Annotated in this window: 18 protein-coding genes; 15 read left to right on the top strand and 3 right to left on the bottom strand. The window is 62.5% G+C overall.

The window, feature by feature from the left end:
• The first annotated feature begins 114 nt into the window (after nucleotides 1-114).
• From VC352_RS03110 to VC352_RS03090, 5 genes are all read left to right on the top strand, one after another.
• Nucleotides 115-1290 (top strand): sugar-transfer associated ATP-grasp domain-containing protein, encoded by a 1176-nt coding sequence (locus VC352_RS03110; protein ID WP_322978107.1) that lies wholly within the window; start codon nucleotides 115-117, stop codon nucleotides 1288-1290.
• Nucleotides 1291-1423: 133 nt separating this feature from the next.
• A complete protein-coding gene (locus tag VC352_RS03105) occupies nucleotides 1424-1945 on the top strand; it encodes a CvpA family protein (RefSeq protein ID WP_322978106.1) in 522 nt (173 codons plus the stop codon).
• A gap of 75 nt (nucleotides 1946-2020) precedes the next feature.
• The gene (gene purF / locus VC352_RS03100) at nucleotides 2021-3529 is read left to right on the top strand and encodes an amidophosphoribosyltransferase (protein WP_322978105.1); all 1509 of its coding nucleotides are present in this window, start codon (nucleotides 2021-2023) and stop codon (nucleotides 3527-3529) included.
• A 109-nt stretch (nucleotides 3530-3638) separates the two neighbouring features.
• Entirely contained in the window at nucleotides 3639-4850 is a 1212-nt protein-coding gene (locus tag VC352_RS03095) for an O-succinylhomoserine sulfhydrylase (protein WP_322978104.1), read from the top strand.
• A complete protein-coding gene (locus VC352_RS03090) occupies nucleotides 4850-5626 on the top strand; it encodes an SDR family oxidoreductase (protein WP_322978103.1) in 777 nt (258 codons plus the stop codon). Before VC352_RS03095 ends, VC352_RS03090 begins: the two co-directional genes overlap by 1 nt.
• A 132-nt stretch (nucleotides 5627-5758) precedes the next feature.
• Here the strand turns inward: VC352_RS03090 and VC352_RS03085 are convergent, their stop codons facing one another.
• A complete protein-coding gene (locus tag VC352_RS03085; protein ID WP_322978102.1) occupies nucleotides 5759-7423 on the bottom strand; it encodes an electron transfer flavoprotein-ubiquinone oxidoreductase in 1665 nt (554 codons plus the stop codon).
• Between the two features lie 322 nt (nucleotides 7424-7745).
• Between VC352_RS03085 and VC352_RS03080 the strand changes: the two genes are divergently transcribed.
• Together VC352_RS03080 and VC352_RS03075 are read left to right on the top strand one after the other, a co-directional pair.
• A complete protein-coding gene (locus VC352_RS03080; RefSeq protein ID WP_322978101.1) occupies nucleotides 7746-8495 on the top strand; it encodes an electron transfer flavoprotein subunit beta/FixA family protein in 750 nt (249 codons plus the stop codon).
• On the top strand, nucleotides 8496-9425 hold the full coding sequence (locus tag VC352_RS03075; RefSeq protein WP_322978100.1) for an electron transfer flavoprotein subunit alpha/FixB family protein: 930 nt from the start codon (nucleotides 8496-8498) through the stop codon (nucleotides 9423-9425).
• A gap of 85 nt (nucleotides 9426-9510) precedes the next feature.
• Here VC352_RS03075 and VC352_RS03070 read toward each other — a convergent pair whose 3' ends face one another.
• On the bottom strand, nucleotides 9511-10437 hold the full coding sequence (locus tag VC352_RS03070) for an alpha/beta fold hydrolase (RefSeq protein ID WP_322978099.1): 927 nt from the start codon (nucleotides 10435-10437) through the stop codon (nucleotides 9511-9513).
• 116 nt (nucleotides 10438-10553) lie between these two features.
• On the opposite strand from VC352_RS03070, the gene VC352_RS03065 reads away from it, so the two are divergent.
• From VC352_RS03065 to VC352_RS03030, 8 genes are all read left to right on the top strand, one after another.
• Nucleotides 10554-11387 (top strand): substrate-binding periplasmic protein, encoded by an 834-nt coding sequence (locus VC352_RS03065; RefSeq protein ID WP_322978098.1) that lies wholly within the window; start codon nucleotides 10554-10556, stop codon nucleotides 11385-11387.
• A gap of 9 nt (nucleotides 11388-11396) precedes the next feature.
• Nucleotides 11397-11750: a DUF4398 domain-containing protein gene (locus VC352_RS03060; RefSeq protein ID WP_416340060.1), complete on the top strand. Its 354-nt coding sequence runs from the start codon at nucleotides 11397-11399 to the stop codon at nucleotides 11748-11750.
• Nucleotides 11750-12559, top strand: coding sequence for an OmpA family protein (locus VC352_RS03055; protein ID WP_322978097.1), 810 nt, complete (start codon nucleotides 11750-11752; stop codon nucleotides 12557-12559). Before VC352_RS03060 ends, VC352_RS03055 begins: the two co-directional genes overlap by 1 nt.
• A 173-nt stretch (nucleotides 12560-12732) precedes the next feature.
• Complete coding sequence (locus VC352_RS03050) at nucleotides 12733-14166, top strand: PLP-dependent aminotransferase family protein (RefSeq protein WP_322978096.1); 1434 nt, start codon at nucleotides 12733-12735, stop codon at nucleotides 14164-14166.
• Between the two features lie 94 nt (nucleotides 14167-14260).
• Complete coding sequence (locus tag VC352_RS03045) at nucleotides 14261-15934, top strand: VWA domain-containing protein (protein ID WP_322978095.1); 1674 nt, start codon at nucleotides 14261-14263, stop codon at nucleotides 15932-15934.
• Entirely contained in the window at nucleotides 15931-16503 is a 573-nt protein-coding gene (locus tag VC352_RS03040) for an RNA polymerase sigma factor (RefSeq protein WP_322978094.1), read from the top strand. Before VC352_RS03045 ends, VC352_RS03040 begins: the two co-directional genes overlap by 4 nt.
• Complete coding sequence (locus VC352_RS03035; protein WP_322978093.1) at nucleotides 16500-17177, top strand: hypothetical protein; 678 nt, start codon at nucleotides 16500-16502, stop codon at nucleotides 17175-17177. The genes VC352_RS03040 and VC352_RS03035 overlap by 4 nt, the downstream gene beginning before the upstream one ends.
• A gap of 374 nt (nucleotides 17178-17551) precedes the next feature.
• Nucleotides 17552-17770 (top strand): hypothetical protein, encoded by a 219-nt coding sequence (locus tag VC352_RS03030; protein ID WP_322978092.1) that lies wholly within the window; start codon nucleotides 17552-17554, stop codon nucleotides 17768-17770.
• A 1-nt stretch (nucleotide 17771) separates the two neighbouring features.
• Here the strand turns inward: VC352_RS03030 and VC352_RS03025 are convergent, their stop codons facing one another.
• Nucleotides 17772-19598: a long-chain-acyl-CoA synthetase gene (locus tag VC352_RS03025; RefSeq protein ID WP_322978091.1), complete on the bottom strand. Its 1827-nt coding sequence runs from the start codon at nucleotides 19596-19598 to the stop codon at nucleotides 17772-17774.
• Nucleotides 19599-19667 lie beyond the last annotated feature (69 nt).

Genomic DNA, 19667 nt, shown 5'->3' with positions numbered 1-19667 from the left:
TCCAGAAGAGTAGATTCGCGATCTTCTATCACTAAGACGCGACATATTCAAATGCTAACGCGTGGCGATGTGTGAAGTGTTTGAGGCGCTGTGGGGCTGCGCTGCAAGGTTAGCATGATGCTCAAGCGGTTCTGGCATAGGTCACCTTTGGATGGGCTTGGCTGGCGAGGGTGTGCCGATGTAGCCACGCAGCGGATGCGTACATCTGCGGCTGCGCGCTGGGGGGCTCGCTATCCTTTTGCAGGTGGCGTGCTGCTGCGGATTTTGGGGCGACTGTTGTGGTTGCTGGTTGCCTTGGAGCAAGTGCTGATTCTTGCGCGTGCCTTGAGTCTGAGAGGTACTGCAACGGCTCGACTCTATAGTGAGTGCCTGATGACGGGGGCGGCGCCGCTGGAGGCCTACGTTTGGAGGGCGTTGTATGGTTGTTCGCACCCACTGCCCGTGCGCTCTGCCAATCTGGTGTTTGCGTGCTTGGGGGGGCCTGAGGGGCATGCGCTACTGGCTGACAAATTGGCATCCACCGAGCATCTGCGTTCGCATGGCTGTGCTGTCGCGCCCGTGCATGGGACTCTGTCCAGTCCCATGGATGACCTGGCTTGGCTGGAGGATGCTGCGCTAGCCAGTGATCTTTTTCTCAAGCCTCGGCGAGGCAGTGGCGGGCGAGACGCATTCTCCCTGCGAAAGCGCGGTGCAGGGTGGCGCCTCAATGGGCGGGAGGTGAGTGCAACTGCGCTATTGGCTCGCTTGAGTCAGATCACGCAGCAGGGCGATATTCTGGTGCAGTCGGAGTTGTTGGCTGCGCGAGAGCTGGCTGACTTGGCAGCCAGTGGTCGTGCCCCCGTTCTACGCATTAGTACGGCCAGTTTGCCCAATTCGTCAGCCTTCGTGCACTCGGCCATGCTGACAATTGCAGTGCCTGGGGGCAACCCGCATAACTTTCTCAATGGCAGCCTTTACGCTGTCGTCAATTTGGCCACAGGGTGCTTGTCGCAGGCTGTCTCTCTGGCTGCACCGGGAGTGCGGCACGGCCAGTTAGGCTGCAATGGCGCGCAGATCGAGGGAAGGTCATTGCCGGGCTTCGCCGCAGCACTAGACATGACGCTCAAAGCTGCAGCTTTGGTGCCGCCTTTGCCGCTCATCCATTGGGATCTGATCCTCACTGACACCGGCCCGGTGATTCTTGAGGGCAACAGTATGGGTAACTGGATACTGGCGAGCCTTCCAGGGTATATGAGGCTGGAGGCGTGTGAGCTGGTGCCTTTGTTGGCATGCTGGGAGCCGACTGAGTGACGGTGCCCCAGAGTCTGCCGGGTTAGGTCGATAGCGGCCTTCATGACATGTCTTTCTCAGCGTTCATGGCCCGGTTACTCAGCGTGCTGCGCTCTGCTAGAATACGCGGCCTTTCCCGCTGGCAGAGCGCACCGTGGCATTTACCTGGGTCGATTGGGCGATCATCGCCGTCATCGCCATCTCGAGCTTGATCAGTCTGAAGCGTGGCTTCGTCAAGGAGGCTCTGTCGCTGCTGACCTGGATCATCGCAGGCGTGGTTGCCTGGATGTTCGGTGGCGCCCTGTCGCAGCACCTCGTCGAATTCATCGAAACCCCATCTGCCCGTGTGATAGCGGCGTGCGCGATCCTGTTCATCGCTACGCTGCTGGTCGGCGCGTTGGTGAATTTTCTGATTGGCGAGCTGATCCGGGTAACCGGCCTTTCCGGGACGGATCGCTTCCTCGGCATGGTTTTCGGCGCGGCGCGTGGCGGCTTGTTGGTCGTGTTGCTGGTGGGGCTGATCAGCCTGGCGCCGGTGCAGCAGGATAGCTGGTGGCAGCAGTCGAAGCTGGTGCCGCATTTTCTGATGGTTGCCGACTGGTCGAAGAATCTGATTCTGGGCTGGTCGAGCCAATGGTTGAACAGCGAAGTGGCTCACCCAGCCGCTTTGCTTTGAATAGAGTGGCCGGTGCGGACAACCGCTGCGCTGGTCGCTGAATTAGCCTGAACTACATAGCAGGGGTCGTGGCACATGTGTGGCATCGTCGGTATCGTCGGCAAGTCGAACGTCAATCAGGCGCTGTATGACGCGCTAACCGTCCTTCAGCATCGCGGCCAGGACGCTGCCGGCATCGTCACCAGCCATGAGGGCCGGTTGTTCCTGCGCAAGGACAATGGCCTGGTGCGTGACGTGTTCCAGCAGCGCCACATGCAGCGCCTGGTTGGCCACATGGGTATCGGTCACGTGCGTTACCCGACGGCTGGCAGCTCCAGCTCGGCCGAGGCGCAGCCGTTCTACGTCAACTCGCCCTACGGCATTACCCTGGCGCACAACGGCAACCTGACCAACGTCGAACAGTTGGCCAAGGAGATCTACGAGTCCGATCTGCGCCACGTCAACACCAGCTCCGATTCCGAAGTCCTGCTCAACGTCTTCGCCCATGAGCTGGCGGTGCGCGGCAAGTTGCAGCCGACCGAGGAAGATGTATTCGCCGCCGTGTCCCACGTGCACAGCCGCTGTGTGGGTGGCTATGCGGTGGTGGCGATGATCACCGGTTACGGCATCGTCGGTTTCCGCGATCCCAACGGCATTCGTCCGATCGTCTTCGGCCAGCGTCATACCGACGAGGGCGTCGAGTACATGATCGCCTCGGAAAGCGTGGCGCTGGACGTGCTCGGCTTCACCCTGATTCGCGATCTGGCGCCGGGCGAGGCGGTGTACATCACCGAAGACGGTCAGCTGTTCACCCGTCAGTGCGCACCGAATCCGCAATACGCGCCGTGCATCTTCGAGCACGTCTACCTGGCGCGCCCGGACTCGATCATGGATGGCATCTCGGTGTACAAGGCGCGTCTGCGCATGGGCGAGCGTCTGGCCGACAAGATTCTCCGCGAGCGCCCGGATCACGACATCGACGTGGTCATCCCGATTCCCGACACCAGCCGCACCGCCGCGCTGGAACTGGCCAATCACCTGGGCGTGAAATTCCGCGAGGGCTTCGTCAAGAACCGCTACATCGGCCGTACCTTCATCATGCCGGGCCAGGCTGCGCGCAAGAAATCCGTGCGGCAGAAGCTCAACGCCATCGAGCTGGAATTCCGCGGCAAGAACGTGATGCTGGTGGACGACTCCATCGTGCGTGGCACCACCTGCAAGCAGATCATCCAGATGGCTCGTGAGGCTGGGGCGAAGAACGTCTACTTCTGCTCGGCGGCGCCGGCGGTGCGCTACCCGAACGTCTACGGCATCGACATGCCCAGCGCTCATGAGCTGATCGCCCATGGCCGTACCACCGAGGAAGTCTGCGAGCTGATCGGTGCCGATTGGCTGGTGTATCAGGATCTGTCGGATCTGATCGAGGCGGTCAGCGGCAGCAAGAAGATCAAGATCGACAACTTCGACTGCGCGGTATTCGACGGCAAGTACGTCACTGGCGACGTCGACGCGGCGTATCTGGATCGTATCGAACAGGCGCGCAACGATCTCACCAAGGCCAAGTCGCAGGTCGTCAGCGCGATCATCGATCTGTACAACAACTGACGCAGGTGGGCAGGATCACTGCCTGTCGCGCGTAGCCCGGAGGCAATCCGGGGGAAGGTCATACTGAATTTCCCGGATTGCACCGGGCTATTGTTCGTGAGGTAGTGAAATGACACTGGAATGGGATGCGGGTCGACTCGATAGCGACCTCGATGGCGTAGGTTTCGACACCCTGGCGGTGCGCGCCGGCCAGCGCCGCTCGCCGGAAGGCGAGCACGGCGAGGCGCTGTTCCTCACCTCCAGCTACGTATTCTGCACTGCTGCCGATGCTGCCGCGCGTTTCGGTGGTGAGGTGCCGGGCAACGTCTACTCGCGTTACACCAACCCGACGGTGCGTACCTTCGAGGAGCGTATCGCTGCGCTGGAAGGTGCCGAGCAGGCGGTCGCGACCGCTTCCGGCATGTCGGCCATCCTCGCCATCGTCATGAGCCTGTGCAGCGGCGGCGACCATGTGCTGGTCTCTCGTAGCGTGTTTGGTTCGACCATCAGCCTGTTCGAGAAGTACCTCAAGCGTTTCGGTATCGAGGTGGACTACGTACCGCTGGCCGACCTGGACGCCTGGAAGGGCGCGTTCAAGGCCAATACCAGACTGCTGTTCGTCGAGTCGCCGTCCAACCCATTGGCCGAGTTGGTGGATATCGCCGCACTGGCCGATATCGCTCATGCTCGTGGTGCGCTGCTGGCGGTCGACAACTGCTTCTGCACGCCGGCGCTGCAGCAACCGTTGAAGCTTGGCGCCGATATCGTCATGCATTCGGCGACCAAGTACATCGATGGCCAGGGCCGTGGCCTGGGTGGTGTGGTTGCCGGTCGCAGCGAGCAGATGAAGGAAGTGGTCGGCTTCCTGCGTACGGCTGGTCCGACGCTCAGCCCGTTCAATGCCTGGCTGTTCCTCAAGGGCCTGGAAACTCTGCGCATCCGCATGCAGGCGCAGAGCGAGAGTGCCCTACAGCTGGCGCTGTGGCTGGAGCGGCAGCCGCAGGTCGAGCGGGTGTACTACGCCGGCCTGCCGAGCCATCCGCAGCACGAGTTGGCGAAGCGGCAGCAGGGCGCCTTTGGTGCGGTGGTCAGCTTCGAGGTCAAGGGCGGACGTGAGGCTGCCTGGAAGGTGATCGACGCCACACGCGTTATTTCCATCACCACCAACCTGGGCGATACCAAGACCACCATTGCCCATCCGGCGACCACTTCCCATGGCCGTCTGACTCCGCAGGAGCGCGCCAATGCCGGTATCCGTGACAGCCTGATTCGCGTCGCGGTCGGTCTGGAAGACCTGGCTGACCTCAAGGCGGATCTGGCACGCGGTCTGGCTGCACTCTGATGCTGGAGTGGGGCGATGGCGGGGCGTCCAATAATGGGCGTGTCGCCCTGGTGACCGGCGCCGCTCGCGGTATCGGCCTGGGCATCGCGGCCTGGCTGATCACTGAAGGCTGGCAGGTGGTGTTGGCTGATATCAACCGCGAGCGTGGTTCCAGAGTGGCGCGGGTACTGGGCGATAACGCCTGGTTCGTCGTCATGGATGTGTCCAGCGAGGAGCAGGTCAGCGTTGGTGTTGCCGAGGTGCTGGGCCAGTTCGGTCGTCTCGATGCGCTGGTGTGCAATGCGGCGGTTGCCGACCCGCATACGCCGCCGTTGGAATCGCTCGATCTGAAGCGCTGGAACCGCATGCTGGCGGTCAATCTGACCGGCGCCATGTTGTTGGCCAAGCATTGCGCGCCCTACCTGCGTGGGCATCATGGCGCCATCGTCAATATCGCGTCGACGCGCGCCAGTCAGTCTGAAATCAATTCCGAGGCATACGCCGCGAGCAAAGGTGGTCTGGTGGCGCTGACTCATGCCCTGGCGATCAGTCTGGGGCCGGAAGTGCGGGTCAACTGCGTCAGCCCCGGCTGGATTGATGCGCGTGACCCCTCACAGCAACGGCAAGAGCCGCTTTCGGTATTCGATCATGCGCAGCACCCGGTCGGCCGCGTAGGTACGGTGGAAGATGTCGCAGCGCAGGTCGCCTGGCTGTTGTCCGATGCAGCTGGCTTCGTTACCGGGCAGGAGTTCGTTGTCGACGGCGGCATGAGCCGCAAGATGATCTATCAGGATTGATGCGGCACGTCGGGCTGTAGGAGCGAGCTCTGCTCGCGAATCCGGCAAAACACAAAAGCTTCGCGAGCAGAGCTCGCTCCTACGCATAACGAACAAAGGCTCCCGAAGGAGCCTTTTTCATATCTGGACGAATCACATGTTGGGGTAATTCGGCCCGCCAGTGCCTTCCGGGGCGACCCAGGTGATGTTCTGCGCCGGATCCTTGATGTCGCAGGTCTTGCAGTGCACGCAGTTCTGCGCGTTGATCTGGAACTTCTTCTCGCCGTCTTCCTGCGTCACCACCTCGTATACGCCGGCCGGGCAGTAGCGCTGCGCCGGTTCGTCGTACAGCGGCAGGTTCTTCGCCAGCGGAATGCTCGGGTCGGTGAGCTTGAGGTGGCAGGGCTGTTCTTCTTCATGGTTGGTGTTGGAGAGGAACACCGAACTCAGTTTGTCGAAGCTCAGTTTGCCGTCCGGCTTGGGATAGTCGATCTTGGCGCACTCGGCCGCCGGCTTGAGGCAGGCGTAGTCCGGCTTGTTGTCGTGCAGGGTGAAGGGAGCCTTGCCGCCGAAGATGTTCTGATCCAGCCAGTTGATGCCGCCGCCGATGAGGGCGCCGTACTTGTGGATGGCCGCGCCGAAGTTGCGGCTGCGGAACAGTTCGTCATACAGCCAGCTGGCCTTGAAGCCATCGACGTAGTTGGTCAGCTCGTCACCGCCTTCGCGGCCGGCGGCCAGGGCTTCGGCGATGGCGTCAGCCGCCAGCATGCCGGACTTCATGGCGGTGTGGCTGCCCTTGATCTTGGCGAAGTTCAGGGTGCCGAGGTCGCAGCCGATCAGCGCGCCGCCCGGGAAGACCATTTTCGGCAGCGAGTTCAGGCCGCCCTTGCAGATGGCGCGGGCACCGTAGGCGACACGCTTGCCGCCTTCGAGGTACTGCTTGACCACCGGGTGGTGCTTGTAGCGCTGGAATTCGTCGAACGGCGACAGGTGCGGGTTGGCGTAGGACAGATCGATGATCAGGCCGACCACCACCTGGTTGTTCTCCAGGTGATAAAGGAAGGAGCCACCGGTGTTCTCGGTGCCCATGATGTCCATCGGCCAGCCAGCGGTGTGTACCACCAGGCCCTGCTGATGCTTGGCCGGGTCGATGTCCCAGATTTCCTTGATGCCAATGCCGTAGTGCTGGGCATCGGCTTCGCTGTCGAGGTCGTATTTCTTGATCAGTTGCTTGCCGATATGGCCACGGCAACCTTCGGCGAACAGGGTGTACTTGGCCCGCAGTTCCATGCCCGGGGTGTAATAGCCTTCCTTCGGGTTGCCTTCGCGATCGACACCCAGGTCGCCGGTAACGATGCCGCGTACCACGCCGTTGTCGTCGATCAGGGCTTCCTGCGCGGCGAAGCCTGGGTAGATTTCCACGCCAAGGTTTTCGGCCTGCTGCGCCAGCCAGCGGCACAGATTACCGAGGGAAATGATATAGTTGCCCTCGTTGTGCATGGTCTTGGGCACGAAGAAGCCCGGAACCTTGATGGCGTTCTCGGCGTCCTTGAGCAGGTAGATGTCGTCGCCCTTGACCGGCGTATTGAGCGGGGCGCCCAGTTCTTTCCAGTCGGGGAACAGTTCGTTCAGGGCGCGAGGCTCGAAGACAGCGCCAGAGAGGATGTGAGCACCGACTTCGGAGCCTTTTTCGACCACGCAGACGCTGATCTCCTGGCCCGCCTCAGCGGCTTTCTGTTTCAGTCGGCAGGCGGCGGACAGTCCGGACGGGCCGGCGCCGACGATGACGACGTCGAACTCCATAAATTCGCGTTCCACAGGCTATCTCCTACTCAAGGCTCTTCGATGTTTTATGTTGGAGGGCGCGGCTCGGCTCCCTGAGCGCTGCGGCGCATTATATCTACACCCTCCCGACGGGCCAATACAAACGTTTGTTTGAATTTTCTGTAGGCCTGCTAGAATCCTACTACATCGCGGATGACCGGCCAGTTCGCTGTATTGACCGAGTCAGGTCGCGGGGTCAAGATACGGGCGGTTTTGCGCTCGCCGTCTGAGCTGGCGATCGGTTCCGGCCGATCTGCATCACTGGCCAGGTTCACCTTGGCGACATTCTTATTCACCGGAGAGTAACGAGGAATCCATGAAGGTTCTTGTAGCTGTCAAACGAGTGGTTGACTACAACGTCAAGGTTCGCGTCAAGGCGGACAACAGCGGCGTCGACCTCGCCAACGTCAAGATGTCCATGAACCCCTTCTGCGAAATCGCCGTGGAAGAAGCCGTACGCCTGAAGGAGAAGGGCGTGGCGAGCGAGATCGTTGTCGTCACCGTCGGCCCGGCGACCGCTCAGGAGCAACTGCGCACCGCGCTGGCTCTCGGCGCTGACCGTGCCGTGCTGGTCGAGTCTGCTGACGAGCTGAACTCCCTGGCCGTGGCCAAGCTGCTCAAGGCCGTGGTCGACAAGGAGCAACCGCAACTGGTTATCCTCGGCAAGCAGGCCATCGACAGCGACAACAATCAGACCGGCCAGATGCTGGCCGCGCTGACCGGCTACGCCCAGGGTACTTTCGCCTCCAAGGTGGAAGTCGCTGGCGACAAGCTCAACGTGACCCGCGAGATCGATGGTGGCTTGCAGACCGTCGCTCTCAGCCTGCCGGCCATCGTCACCACCGACCTGCGTCTGAACGAGCCGCGCTACGCGTCGCTGCCGAACATCATGAAGGCCAAGAAAAAGCCGCTGGAGACCGTCACCCCTGACGCTCTGGGCGTTTCCACCGCGTCTACCGTGAAGACTATCAAGGTCGAGGCGCCGGCTGCCCGCAGCGCTGGCATCAAGGTCAAGTCCGTGGCTGAACTGGTCGAGAAACTGAAGAACGAGGCGAAGGTAATCTAAATGGCTATCCTGGTTATCGCTGAACACAGCAACGCCGCTCTGGCGCCCGCCACCCTCAACGTTGTGACCGCTGCGCAGAAAATCGGTGGTGATATCCACGTGCTGGTTGCCGGTAGCAATGCTGCCGCTGCAGCCGACGCCGCTGCCAAGGTCGCTGGCGTATCCAAGGTGCTGCTGGCCGACAACGCTGCCTACGCGCATCAGTTGCCGGAAAACGTTGCACCGCTGATCGCCGAACTGGGCAAGAACTACAGCCACGTGCTGGCTCCGGCCACCACCAACGGCAAGAACTTCCTGCCGCGCGTCGCCGCACTGCTGGATGTCGATCAGATCTCCGAGATCATCGCCGTCGAGAGCGCCGACACCTTCAAGCGTCCGATCTATGCCGGTAACGCCATCGCCACCGTACAGTCTTCGGCTGCGGTGAAGGTGATCACCGTGCGTACCACCGGTTTCGATGCCGCTGCTGCCGAAGGTGGCTCCGCTGCCGTTGAAGCAGTCTCCGGGCCGGCCGATGCTGGCAAGTCCGCCTTCGTGGGTGAAGAACTGGCCAAGTCCGACCGTCCGGAACTGACCGCTGCCAAGATCGTCGTTTCCGGCGGCCGTGGCATGGGCAATGGCGACAACTTCAAGCACCTGTACGCCCTGGCCGACAAGCTTGGCGCTGCCGTTGGTGCCTCCCGTGCCGCCGTCGACGCCGGTTTCGTACCGAACGACATGCAGGTCGGCCAGACCGGCAAGATCGTCGCGCCGCAGCTGTACATCGCCGTCGGTATCTCGGGTGCCATCCAGCACCTGGCCGGTATGAAGGACTCCAAGGTGATCGTCGCGATCAACAAGGACGAAGAAGCACCGATCTTCCAGGTGGCCGATTACGGCCTGGTGGCCGATCTGTTCGAAGCCGTTCCGGAGCTGGAAAAGCTGGTTTAACCCGCTTTTGCTGCCACAAGAAACCCGCTCTCGTGAGCGGGTTTCTTTTTATGTGCAGCATGCCTTGGAGTGCAGCTGAGCAGCGTCACTGTGCGGTCTGGAGAAATTGCCGGTAGAGCAGGGCGCTTTGCTCCGGGCGCTCCAGCATGGGCGCGTGACCCACTTCATCCATGATGGCCACGCTCGGTTTCTGCAGCAGCGGTTTCATCACCTCGATGCTGGAAACGTCCAGCACACGATCTTGCTTGCCCCATAGCAGCAGCGTGGGCGCCGTGATCTTCGGCAGCTCCGGCTCCAGCGGAATGTAGCGCTCGACCAGTTGGCGAAAGACTTCGTCGTAATACGCCGCATTGTCCATCGCGCGCTTGGCCAGGTACTGCTTGAGCGGTTGTGGCAGGTAGGGCGGTTCGACGAAGACGAAGTCGAGCAACTGCTGAAAATCCTCGGGTTGCCGCACCACCAGTGGGTTGGCCTTGCCTTCGCGCAAACGCCGATAGAGTTCGCTTTCATGCGCTGCCTTGATGCCGGCGTTATCGAACAGCGCCAGGGTTTTCACTCGCAGCGGGTAGCGTGCGGCATACAGCGCGGCGATATGGCCGCCCATGGAGTTGCCCAGCAGGTGGGTTGAGCCGAGCTTCAGCGCATCGAGAAAATCGGCCAGTCGCTCCGCCTGGGTGCCGACGTCATAGCTGCCGGTCGGGTGGTCGCTTTGGCCAAAGCCGGGAAGGTCGAGGGCGATGACGTGATACCGGTCGGTGAGGTGGCGGGCGAAACGCAGCCAGTTGTCCTTGTCGGCGGCGAAGCCGTGGATCAGGACGATCGCTTCGCCGTTTACCGGCCCGCCTTGGTAATAATGAATGTTAAGATCGTGGACTAGCACCTGCTCGTGAGTGAGCCCGGCACGATGCTGTTCGACCAGCCGCAGGCTGGCCAATTGTGTGGCGGGGACGAACCAGAGAATGGCTGCGGCAGCGATGAGCAGCAGAATCAGACCGAGCAGCAGTTTTTTCATGGTGCGTCCTTATCGCTAATTATTATTGCGGCTTCGTTAAGCTAGCATGAAGTTGAATGTTGTCGTTTGCAGGCTCGTTGGCCTGTTTCGATTTCTGCACTAACCGAGAGTAGCCAATGCCCAAGCGCTTTCCGTTGAAGTCCCTGCTGGTCTGGCTCGGCCTGTCCCTGATGCCGGCCAGTGCCTTCGCCGTTGGTAAATGTGAGCGCCTGGTCGCCACGGGCAACCCCGAGTATCCCCCTTACCTGTGGCGAGACCCGCAGAATCCGCAACAGCTGATTGGCGCCAATGCCGATCTGCTCAAGCAGGTCGGCAAGGATCTCGGTGTGGCCATCGATGTCATTTACAGCGGCCCCTGGTCACGCGCGCAGGATGAGGTGCGCACCGGGCGGGTCGATCTTCTGGCAGGGGCATTTCTGACCTTGCCTCGCCTGGAAAGCATGGATTACGTGCATCCGGCCTTCTTCATCACGCCCAGCGTAGCCTGGGTGCGCAAGGGCGAGGCCTTTGCTTACGGCAGTTGGGCCGATCTGCAGGGGCGCACCGGCGATACGCTGGTGGGCAATAGCTTCGGTCAGCAGTTCGATGCCTTCGCCAAGCAGAATCTTACCCTCGAGGGGGTGTCCAGCCTGACCCAGGCGTTCCAGAAGTTGCTGCTGGGACGCACCGATTACGTACTTTATGAGCGGTATCCGGGCCTGGCCGTGGCCGAGACGCTTGGCGTGGATGATGACCTGGAAGTGCTGGATCCGCCGATTTCCAGCGAGGGCCTTTACCTGACGCTGTCGCACAACTCGGCCTGCAACGAACCCTGGCTGCGCGGACAGCTGGCGCGGAAAATGACAGAATTGGTCGCTGCCGGTGTCCCCGAACAGATGCTGCAGCACAATCTGGCGCTGTGGAAGGCGCAACAGATGCAACCCGACCCCGTTGGCGATGCCAACCAGTAGGACGCTTTCGTGATCATTCGATTTTTATCCACTCTCATAATGATGCTGGCGCTGAGTGCTTGTGCCAGCGATCCCGCTCCCACCGAACAACTGCGCCTCACCGAGCAGGCCATGACCCAGGTGCGCGCGCTCGGCGTAGGCGAAGACCAGGCGCAATTGCTGAGCCAGGCCGAAGACAAGTACAGCCGGGCACAGGCCGCGGCTGCCGACGAAGACAACAAGGAGGCGCGGCTGCTGGCCGAGCAAGCCGAGTTGGATGCCCGTCTGGCCGAGGCCCAGCACCTGAACGTGAAAAGCCGCGATCAGCTCACCGAGCTGAACCGACGCATCGCGCGTCTGCGCCAACAACTGGGGGCCATGTGATGAGCAATGCCCCGAAGCTGATCGTTGCGCTGCTGGCCTCGGGCTTGCTGGCCGGTTGTGCGCTGTCGCCTGCCAGTGAGGACGCGCTGGATGCAGCGCGCGCCAGTTTCCAGTCGGTCAAGGAAGATCCAAACGTACTGCGTGCCGCGCCCAAGGATGTGATTCGTTCCGGTGAGTCGCTGGCGCGTGCCGAACGACTGTCCAGTTACTGGGGGAGCGCCGAGGATGTGCGTCACTTCGCCTATCTCAGCGAGCGTTATGCGGCCATCGCACGGCAACACAGCGAAACCAGCCTCAACCAGGAACGCGCAGCCCGTCTCGAACTGGAGCTGCAACGTCTGCAGTTGAGCCTGCGTGAGGCCAAGTTACTCAGCGTGCAGCAGCACAACGGCTGGCTCGAAGAGCAGATGGTCAGCTTGGCTGCCAGTGAAACGGATCGTGGGCTGGTGATGACGCTGGGTGACATGTTGTTCGACGCCGGACGCGCCGAGTTGCAACCCGCGGCCAATCGCACCTTGCTCAAACTCGTGCAGTTCCTGCAGATCAATCCGCAGCGGCGCGTGCGGATCGAGGGCTATACCGACAATACCGGCAGCGCCGACGAGAATCGGGAGCTTTCTCGGGCGCGTGCGCAGACCGTAGCCGACCTGCTGATCGATCTGGGCATCGATGCCAAGCGTATTCAGGTGATGGGCTATGGCGCTGATTTCCCGGTCGCCGAGAATGCATCGGCGCGCGGGCGTGCACAAAATCGCCGGGTGGAGATCGTCTTTTCCGACGAGCGTGGGCAACTCGGCAACGAACGCTGACGCGCCAGAAGTGACACGAGCGCCGCGCCCTGCAAGGGGTGCGGCGTTTTTCGTTGGTGCGGGAAAAAGCGTGCGCTGCCTTGGGTGTACGGACGAGACAGTGCATAACTGTGCCAGTACAATTGCGCAGTGATCGGCTACTGTTATGGTTCAGTGCCACGGAGGATTCCGCCATGACCAATCTGTTGCTCTATCAACGCATCGCCCAGCAGTTGGCCGAGGATATTCGCCGCGGTGTCTACCAGCCGGGTGAGCGTGTGCCGTCGGTGCGCAAGATGAGCGCCCAGCTCAACGTCAGCCATGCCACGGTATTGCAGGCCTACGCCAATCTTGAGGATCAGGGGCTGATCCGGGCGCGCCCGCAGTCCGGCTTCTACGTGCACCAGACCCCCGCACTGACCGCCTCGACCCCGGATATCGCGCGCGTCGAGCGGCCTGGCCTGGTCACCCGCGCCAGCATCATCAACCAGGTGCTGACCGAGTCGCGTCGCGAAGGCGTATTCCCCTTGGGCGCGGCGGTGCCGCATGTCGACTATCTGCCGGTGCGCGCACTGCATCAGCAACTGGCCAAGGTCACCCGTTTTCACAGTCCGCGCGCCTTCAGCTACATGTTCAGCCCGGGGTTCGAGCCGCTGCGGCGCCAGGTGGCGATCCGCATGCGCGATGCCGGCGTGGTGGTCGATCCGTCCGAAGTGGTGATCACCCATGGCTGCGTCGATGCGCTGCAGATGAGCCTGCGCGTGTTGACCCAGCCCGGCGACCTGATCGCGGTGGAGTCGCCGAGCTATTACGGTCTGCTGCAACTGGCCGACCTGCTTGGGCTCAAGGTCATCGAGATCCCCTGCGACCCAACCACCGGTATCAGCCTGGAGGCGTTGCAACTGGCCGCCAACCAGTGGCCGATCAAGGCCCTGGTGTTGACCGCCCGGCTGTCCAATCCGCTGGGCGGTACCATCCCCGAGGAGCGTCAGCGGCAACTGCTGCGCCTGGCTGACGACTACGACATCCAGATCGTCGAAGACGATATCTATGGCGAACTGATGTTCGAGCAGGGGCCGACCAAGGCGCTCAAGTCGCATGACCGTGACAGCCGGGTGATCTATTGCTCGAGCTTCTCCAAGACCCTGTCGCCGGGGGTGCGTATCGGCTGGATCGTCGCGGGCAAATATCAGGACGAAATCCAGCGCCTGCAGACGTTCACCACGCACTCAGCCTGCAGCGTCACGCAGATGGCGGTGGCGGCCTACCTGGAGAACGGTGGCTATGATCGTCATCTGCGCTATATCCGTCAGGAGTACCGCAAGAACCTCAGTGCCTTTCAACTGGCGGTGCAGCAGTATTTCCCCGTGGGTACGCAGATGACCCGGCCCAAGGGCGGCTTCATCCTCTGGGTCAGCCTGCCGGCACGGGTCAACACCAAGGATCTGCACGTGCGCGCGCTGCAGCAGGGCATTTCCATCGCGCCAGGGCTGATTTTCAGCAACACCGAGCAGTTCAATCATTGTGTGCGCCTCAACTGCGGCATCCCCTGGAATCGCGAGGCGGAGAGGGCGCTGATGACCCTCGGTATGCTGGCCACGCAGCTGTGCCAGGAAATGGCCACCTGAGGCCGAGCGAAAAAGCGTCAGGCATTAACCCGGATAACGGAGGTGCTGCGTCTACCTGAGCGAAGGTCTCGTGCCATTGTTCAGGAGATGCACCATGTCCGCTTGTTCCCTGTTGCTCGTTCGTCCACTGGTTGTCGGTTTTTCGGCGAGTAGCGTGCTGCTGCTCGCTGCCTGCAGTGCCTCTGGCCCAGAGCCGGAAACCCCAAGTGCATCGCCCTTGCTTGAACGCATGGCGGTGCCTGCGGCTGCCGAGGCCAGTCACAAGCGTATGGCGCAGATGGCCTACGCGCCGGCCCCCATCGCCGATGTTCTGCCGCCGGGTTACCGCGACGAGCCGCGTGAGCAGTACCAGGCCTATGTCGACAACCCGGTGTTCGCTGTCGCCGAGACGCCGGTGTCCACCTTCAGCATCGATGTCGATACCGGCAGCTATGCCAACGTGCGGCGTTTCCTCAACGATGGGCAACTGCCACCGAAGGAGGCCGTGCGCCTGGAGGAGCTGGTCAACTACTTTCCCTATGCCTACCCACTGCCGCAAGGCGATGTGCCTTTCGGCGTCAGCACCGAGCTGGCGGTGACGCCATGGAACCCGCAGACGCGCCTGCTGCGCATCGCTATCAAGGCGTCGGATCGCAGCGTGGAGGAGCTGCCGCCGGCCAACCTGGTGTTCCTGGTCGACGTGTCCGGGTCGATGCAGCGCCGAGAGGGGCTGCCGATGGTGCAGGGCACGCTGAAGTTGTTGGTCGATCAGTTGCGCCCGCAGGATCGTGTGTCGTTGGTCACTTACGCCGGTGACAGCCAGGTGGTGCTGGACTCCACACGCGGCAGTGACAAGGCGAAAATCCGTGCGGCCATCGATCAACTGACGGCAGGTGGCTCCACCGCTGGCGAGTCGGGCATCCAGCTGGCCTATCAGCAGGCGAGCAAGCACCTGATCGACGGCGGTATCAACCGCATCCTGCTAGCCACTGACGGCGACTTCAACGTCGGCATCAGCGACTTCGACAGCCTCAAGCAACTGGCCGCCGACAAGCGCAAGAGCGGCGTCTCGCTGACCACCCTGGGTTTCGGCGTGGACAACTACAACGAGCGCCTGATGGAGCAACTGGCCGACGCCGGTAACGGCAACTACGCCTATATCGACAACCTGCGCGAGGCGCGCAAAGTGCTGGTGGATCAGCTCGGCTCGACCCTGGCCGCGGTGGCCAGCGACGTGAAGCTGCAACTGGAATTCAACCCGAGTGAAGTCAGCGAATACCGCTTGCTGGGCTACGAGAACCGCGCGCTCAAGCGTGAAGATTTCAGCAACGACAAGGTCGATGCCGGTGATATCGGTGCTGGGCACACGGTCACCGCTCTGTACGAGATCGTCCCGGCCGGGGGCAAGGGCTGGCTGGAGCCGCTGCGTTATCAGGCCGCGACCTCGCCAGCGGGCAAGGCGGGCGAACTGGCCTGGCTGCGGATTCGCTACAAGGCGCCGGGGGAGGTGAGCAGTCGACTGCTGGAGCGCCCCATTGCAGGTGCCGAGGCCAAGCCGATAAACGCCGCCAGTGAAGATCTGCGTTTCGCCGCTGCAGTCGCGGCCTTTGCCCAGCAGCTCAAGGACGGTCGCTACACGGGTGACTTCGGTCTGGCGCAGAGTATCGAGTTGGCGCGCTCGGCCAGGGGCGAAGATCGCTTCGGCCTGCGCGGCGAGTTCATCCAACTGGCCGAAATCGCCCAGAGCCTGCACACTTCCGGCTCCACACCAGTAAGAGTTCAGCAGTGAACGCACCTCTCACGGATGACGACGCCGCGTTATTGCGGCGTTACCGCCGCGGCGATGCCGCAGCCTTCAACGCGCTGTACCAGCGCCATCGGCTGGGTCTGTTCCGCTTTCTGCTCGGCCTGTGTGGCGATCATGCCCTGGCCGAGGAAGTGTTTCAGGAAACCTGGATGAGCCTGATCCGCAGCCAGAGCGAGCAGCGCGAGGCGGTGCTGTTCAAGACCTGGTTGTACCAGATCGCCCGCAACCGCCTGATCGATCACTGGCGCAAGACGGGCCGTCATCAGGCCGGGCATGACGAATATGACGAAGGCCAGCACGCCCAGGCCGACCCGCGCCCTGGCCCCGAGCAGCAGTGGGGCTTGAGTCGCGATAGCGAGCGGCTGCAGGCGGCACTGGCCGACCTGCCGGAGGATCAGCGCGAGGTGTTCCTGCTGCGCGCCCATGGCGACCTGGAACTGAACGAGATTGCCGAGTTGACCCGCACACCGGCCGAGACGGTCAAGAGCCGTCTGCGCTATGCCCTGCAGAAATTGCGCCGGCTGCTGGCCACCGAGGAGTTGTCCGCATGACCCATGAACGAGAACCGCTGGATCACGAACAGGCGCTGTTGGCGCATTTCCGTGCCCATGGCAGCGGCGAACCTTCGGCCGAGCTGGATGCGCGTATTCTGGCAGCGGCCAGTGCGGCGGCTCGCGAAACGCAGCAGACCGCCAAGGCTGAATCGGGCTGGGCGCAGCGTCTGCACCACTGGCTGTTCGGCACTGGTCGCCAGCGCTGGTCGGTGGCCGTGGCGGGCCTGGCTTGTGTCGGGATTGGCGTCAGCCTGACCTGGCGTACGCTGGAGCAGACGCCGGAGGCCTTCGATGCCGTGCCGCCTAGCGTGGCGATGAGCCCGGTGGCACCAGCCCCCGCGCCGGCAGCGGCCAAGCGTGCGGCCGAGAACGAGTCGATGGCGCGTATGGCTGCACCGCAGGAGCGGATGAAAACCGAGGCCATGGCTCGCCCTGCACCACCGACCGCAACGGCGGATGAAGCCATGACCAGCGCTGCCGCAATTGCGCCGATGGCCGAATTGGTAATCCAGAGCGAACCGCGCGAGGCGCTGTTACGTCTGCTGGAGCTGCGCAAGACCAATCAGCAGGAGGAGGCGCAGCGGCTGCTGGAGCAGCTCAAGGCCGATTATCCACAACTGGACATTGAGGCCGAGCTCGCGCATCTGGCGGATAAACCGGTAGGTGAATGAGGGGCGGGTAAAAGTCCTGTAAGCCAACTTGTCAGGCGCGCTCAGGCGGAGGAGCATGGGCGCGTTACTGAACGAGTTACCCGAACTTCATGATGCGCAAATCGATATCTCTGTTGCTGTGCCTGGGCTGGCTGAGCGCTTGCGAGCGTGCCCCTCAGCCTGTGGCGCAGCAATCCGCACCTGCTCCAGCAGTCGTTTCTGCTCCGGAGTCAGTACCCGTTGCCGAGCCAAGCCAGCCCGTGCCCGTCAAACCCGTGACACCGGCCAAGGTGGTGGACCCGAAACCCGCAGTGGCGCCTGCCAAACCTGCCGTCGCTGTCCAAAGCAAACCTGCTGCTAAGCCACCCTCCAAACCGGTAGCGCCCGAACCCAAAGTGGTTCTGGATCTCAGCGTCCCGCAGGAGTTGTTCGAACAGGCCCTGGAAAGCGAAACCCAGGACGACCTCTCACCACTGCTACCGCCGTTATTCGGTGAGAAGCCCGAGGGTGTCAGCCCATTCCAGATCAGCGGCAAGCTGATCAATAACGCACGAGTGGACGACTACTGGGACTCCATCGAAGGCGCCGAGGTGCAGTTCGAGTTCAAGCAGTAGTTCAAAAGCGGTAATGCTGCTGCTCGATGGCCGCATGGGTTTCACGACTCAGCGGCTGGAAGCTGTCCGCTCCGGGCAGTCGCACGTAGAGCGGGCCATCGACCTGGTTTGGGTCATAGCCGGCCTGCTTCAGGTCGGTCTTTTTGTACTTGAAAGTGCCGGTGGTCTCGACCTCGCCGAGCAGGCGCACGAATAGCGGCGCGGCGTAGGCCGGTAGCTCTGCATCCAGGTGAGCGGCCAGTGCCGCGCCATCCAACTCGCAACCTGGAGCGATGCGTAGCGCGGCCATACCGCAACGGCCATTGGTGCCGGGAATCTCCACGCCGTAGACCACCGCATCCTCTACGCCGGGGAACGCGCCAAGCACGTTTTCCACTTCGGTGGTGGAGACGTTCTCGCCCTTCCAGCGGAAGGTATCGCCAAGGCGGTCGACGAACTGTGCGTGCTTGCAGCCGATGTCGCGCATCAGGTCGCCAGTGTTGAACCAGGCGTCGCCCTTCTTGAACACGTTACGCAGGATCGCCGCCTCGCTCTTGGCCGGGTCGGTGTAGCCGTCGAATGGCCACTTGGCGCTGATCTCGCTGATCAGCAGGCCGACTTCGCCCTTGTCGGCCTTCTGCAGGAAGCCGTTGCTGCCACGCACGGGGCGGTCGTTCTCCAGGTCGTAGCGGACGATGGCGTAGGTGGCCGGGGTATAACCGACGGTATTGTCGAAGTTGAAAACGTTGGTGAAGCCAATGTTGCCTTCGCTGGAGGCATAGAACTCGGTGATCTGCTCGACGCCGAAACGCTGCTTGAACTCGGCCCAGATCGAGGGGCGCAGACCGTTGCCGATCATGCAGCGCAGGCTGTTGCCTCGTTCTGCTGGATGCACGGGCTGGTTGAGCAGATAGCGGCACAGTTCGCCGATGTAGCCGAAGCAGGTGGCCTGGTAGCGCGCCACGTCGCTCCAGAAGGCGCTGGCGGAGAACTTGCGGCGCAGGGCGATGGCAGCGCCGCCTGCCAGCACCGCGCTCCAGCACACGGTGACGGCGTTGTTGTGGTAGCAGGGCAGAGTGAGGTAGAGCACGTCACGCTCGTTCAGGGTCAGGCCGGAGTGGCCGAAGCCGCCGTAGGCCTTGATCCACTTGCCATGGCTCATGATCGAGGCCTTGGGCAGGCCGGTGGTGCCCGAGGTGTAGATCAGGAAGCAGGCGTCCTTCATGCGCACGTGCTGGCTGTCCGGCGGGTTGTCCTCGGCCTGGCCGCTGGCGATCTGCATAAGGTTGAGCCAGCTGTCCGGCGCCTGGCCGGGATCACGCAGGCAATCCTGGTCGGCGATCCAGTAGCGGCGCGCCTGCTGGTTGTGCAGTTGCGCTGCGATCTCGTCGAAGGCGCCGCGCAGTTCGTCACCGATAACCAGAAAGCCGGGTTTGACCAGATTGAAGCTATGCGCCAGCACCTTGCCGCGCTGGGTGGTATTGATCAGGGCGCCGACCGCGCCGAGCTTGCTCAGCGCGGCGAGGATCGCCAGCAGTTCCAGGCGGTTCTCCAGCATCACCGCGACCACGTCGCCATGGTTGACGCCCTCGGCCTTGAACGCCCAGGCCAGGCGGTTGGCCCAGGCATTGAAGGCGTGATAGCTGAGCTGGCGGTTTTCATCCATCAGCGCCGGACGCTCGGGGTGGCGCTCGGCGGCGCGCTGCAGCGCCCAGGCCAGCGACAGGTTTTTCTCGCGGTTGCGGATGCCGGCGTAGTACAGGCCGCGCAGCATGCGCGGCACACGCGGCAGGTGTTGCGGCAGGTGGGCCAGGAAGCGGAAGGGCGAAATCAGATCGGCTTGGCTCATGGGGCTCGCACTTGGCTGTTATGAATTGGAGGCGAGCTCTGACTCTAGTCAGCCAGGCGCGCAGCAGCC

Source organism: Pseudomonas sp. C11, assembly GCF_034683865.1.
GTDB lineage: Bacteria > Pseudomonadota > Gammaproteobacteria > Pseudomonadales > Pseudomonadaceae > Aquipseudomonas.
The sequence above is the reverse complement of the archived record's forward strand: the minus strand, read 5'-3'. Positions and strand labels throughout refer to the sequence as shown.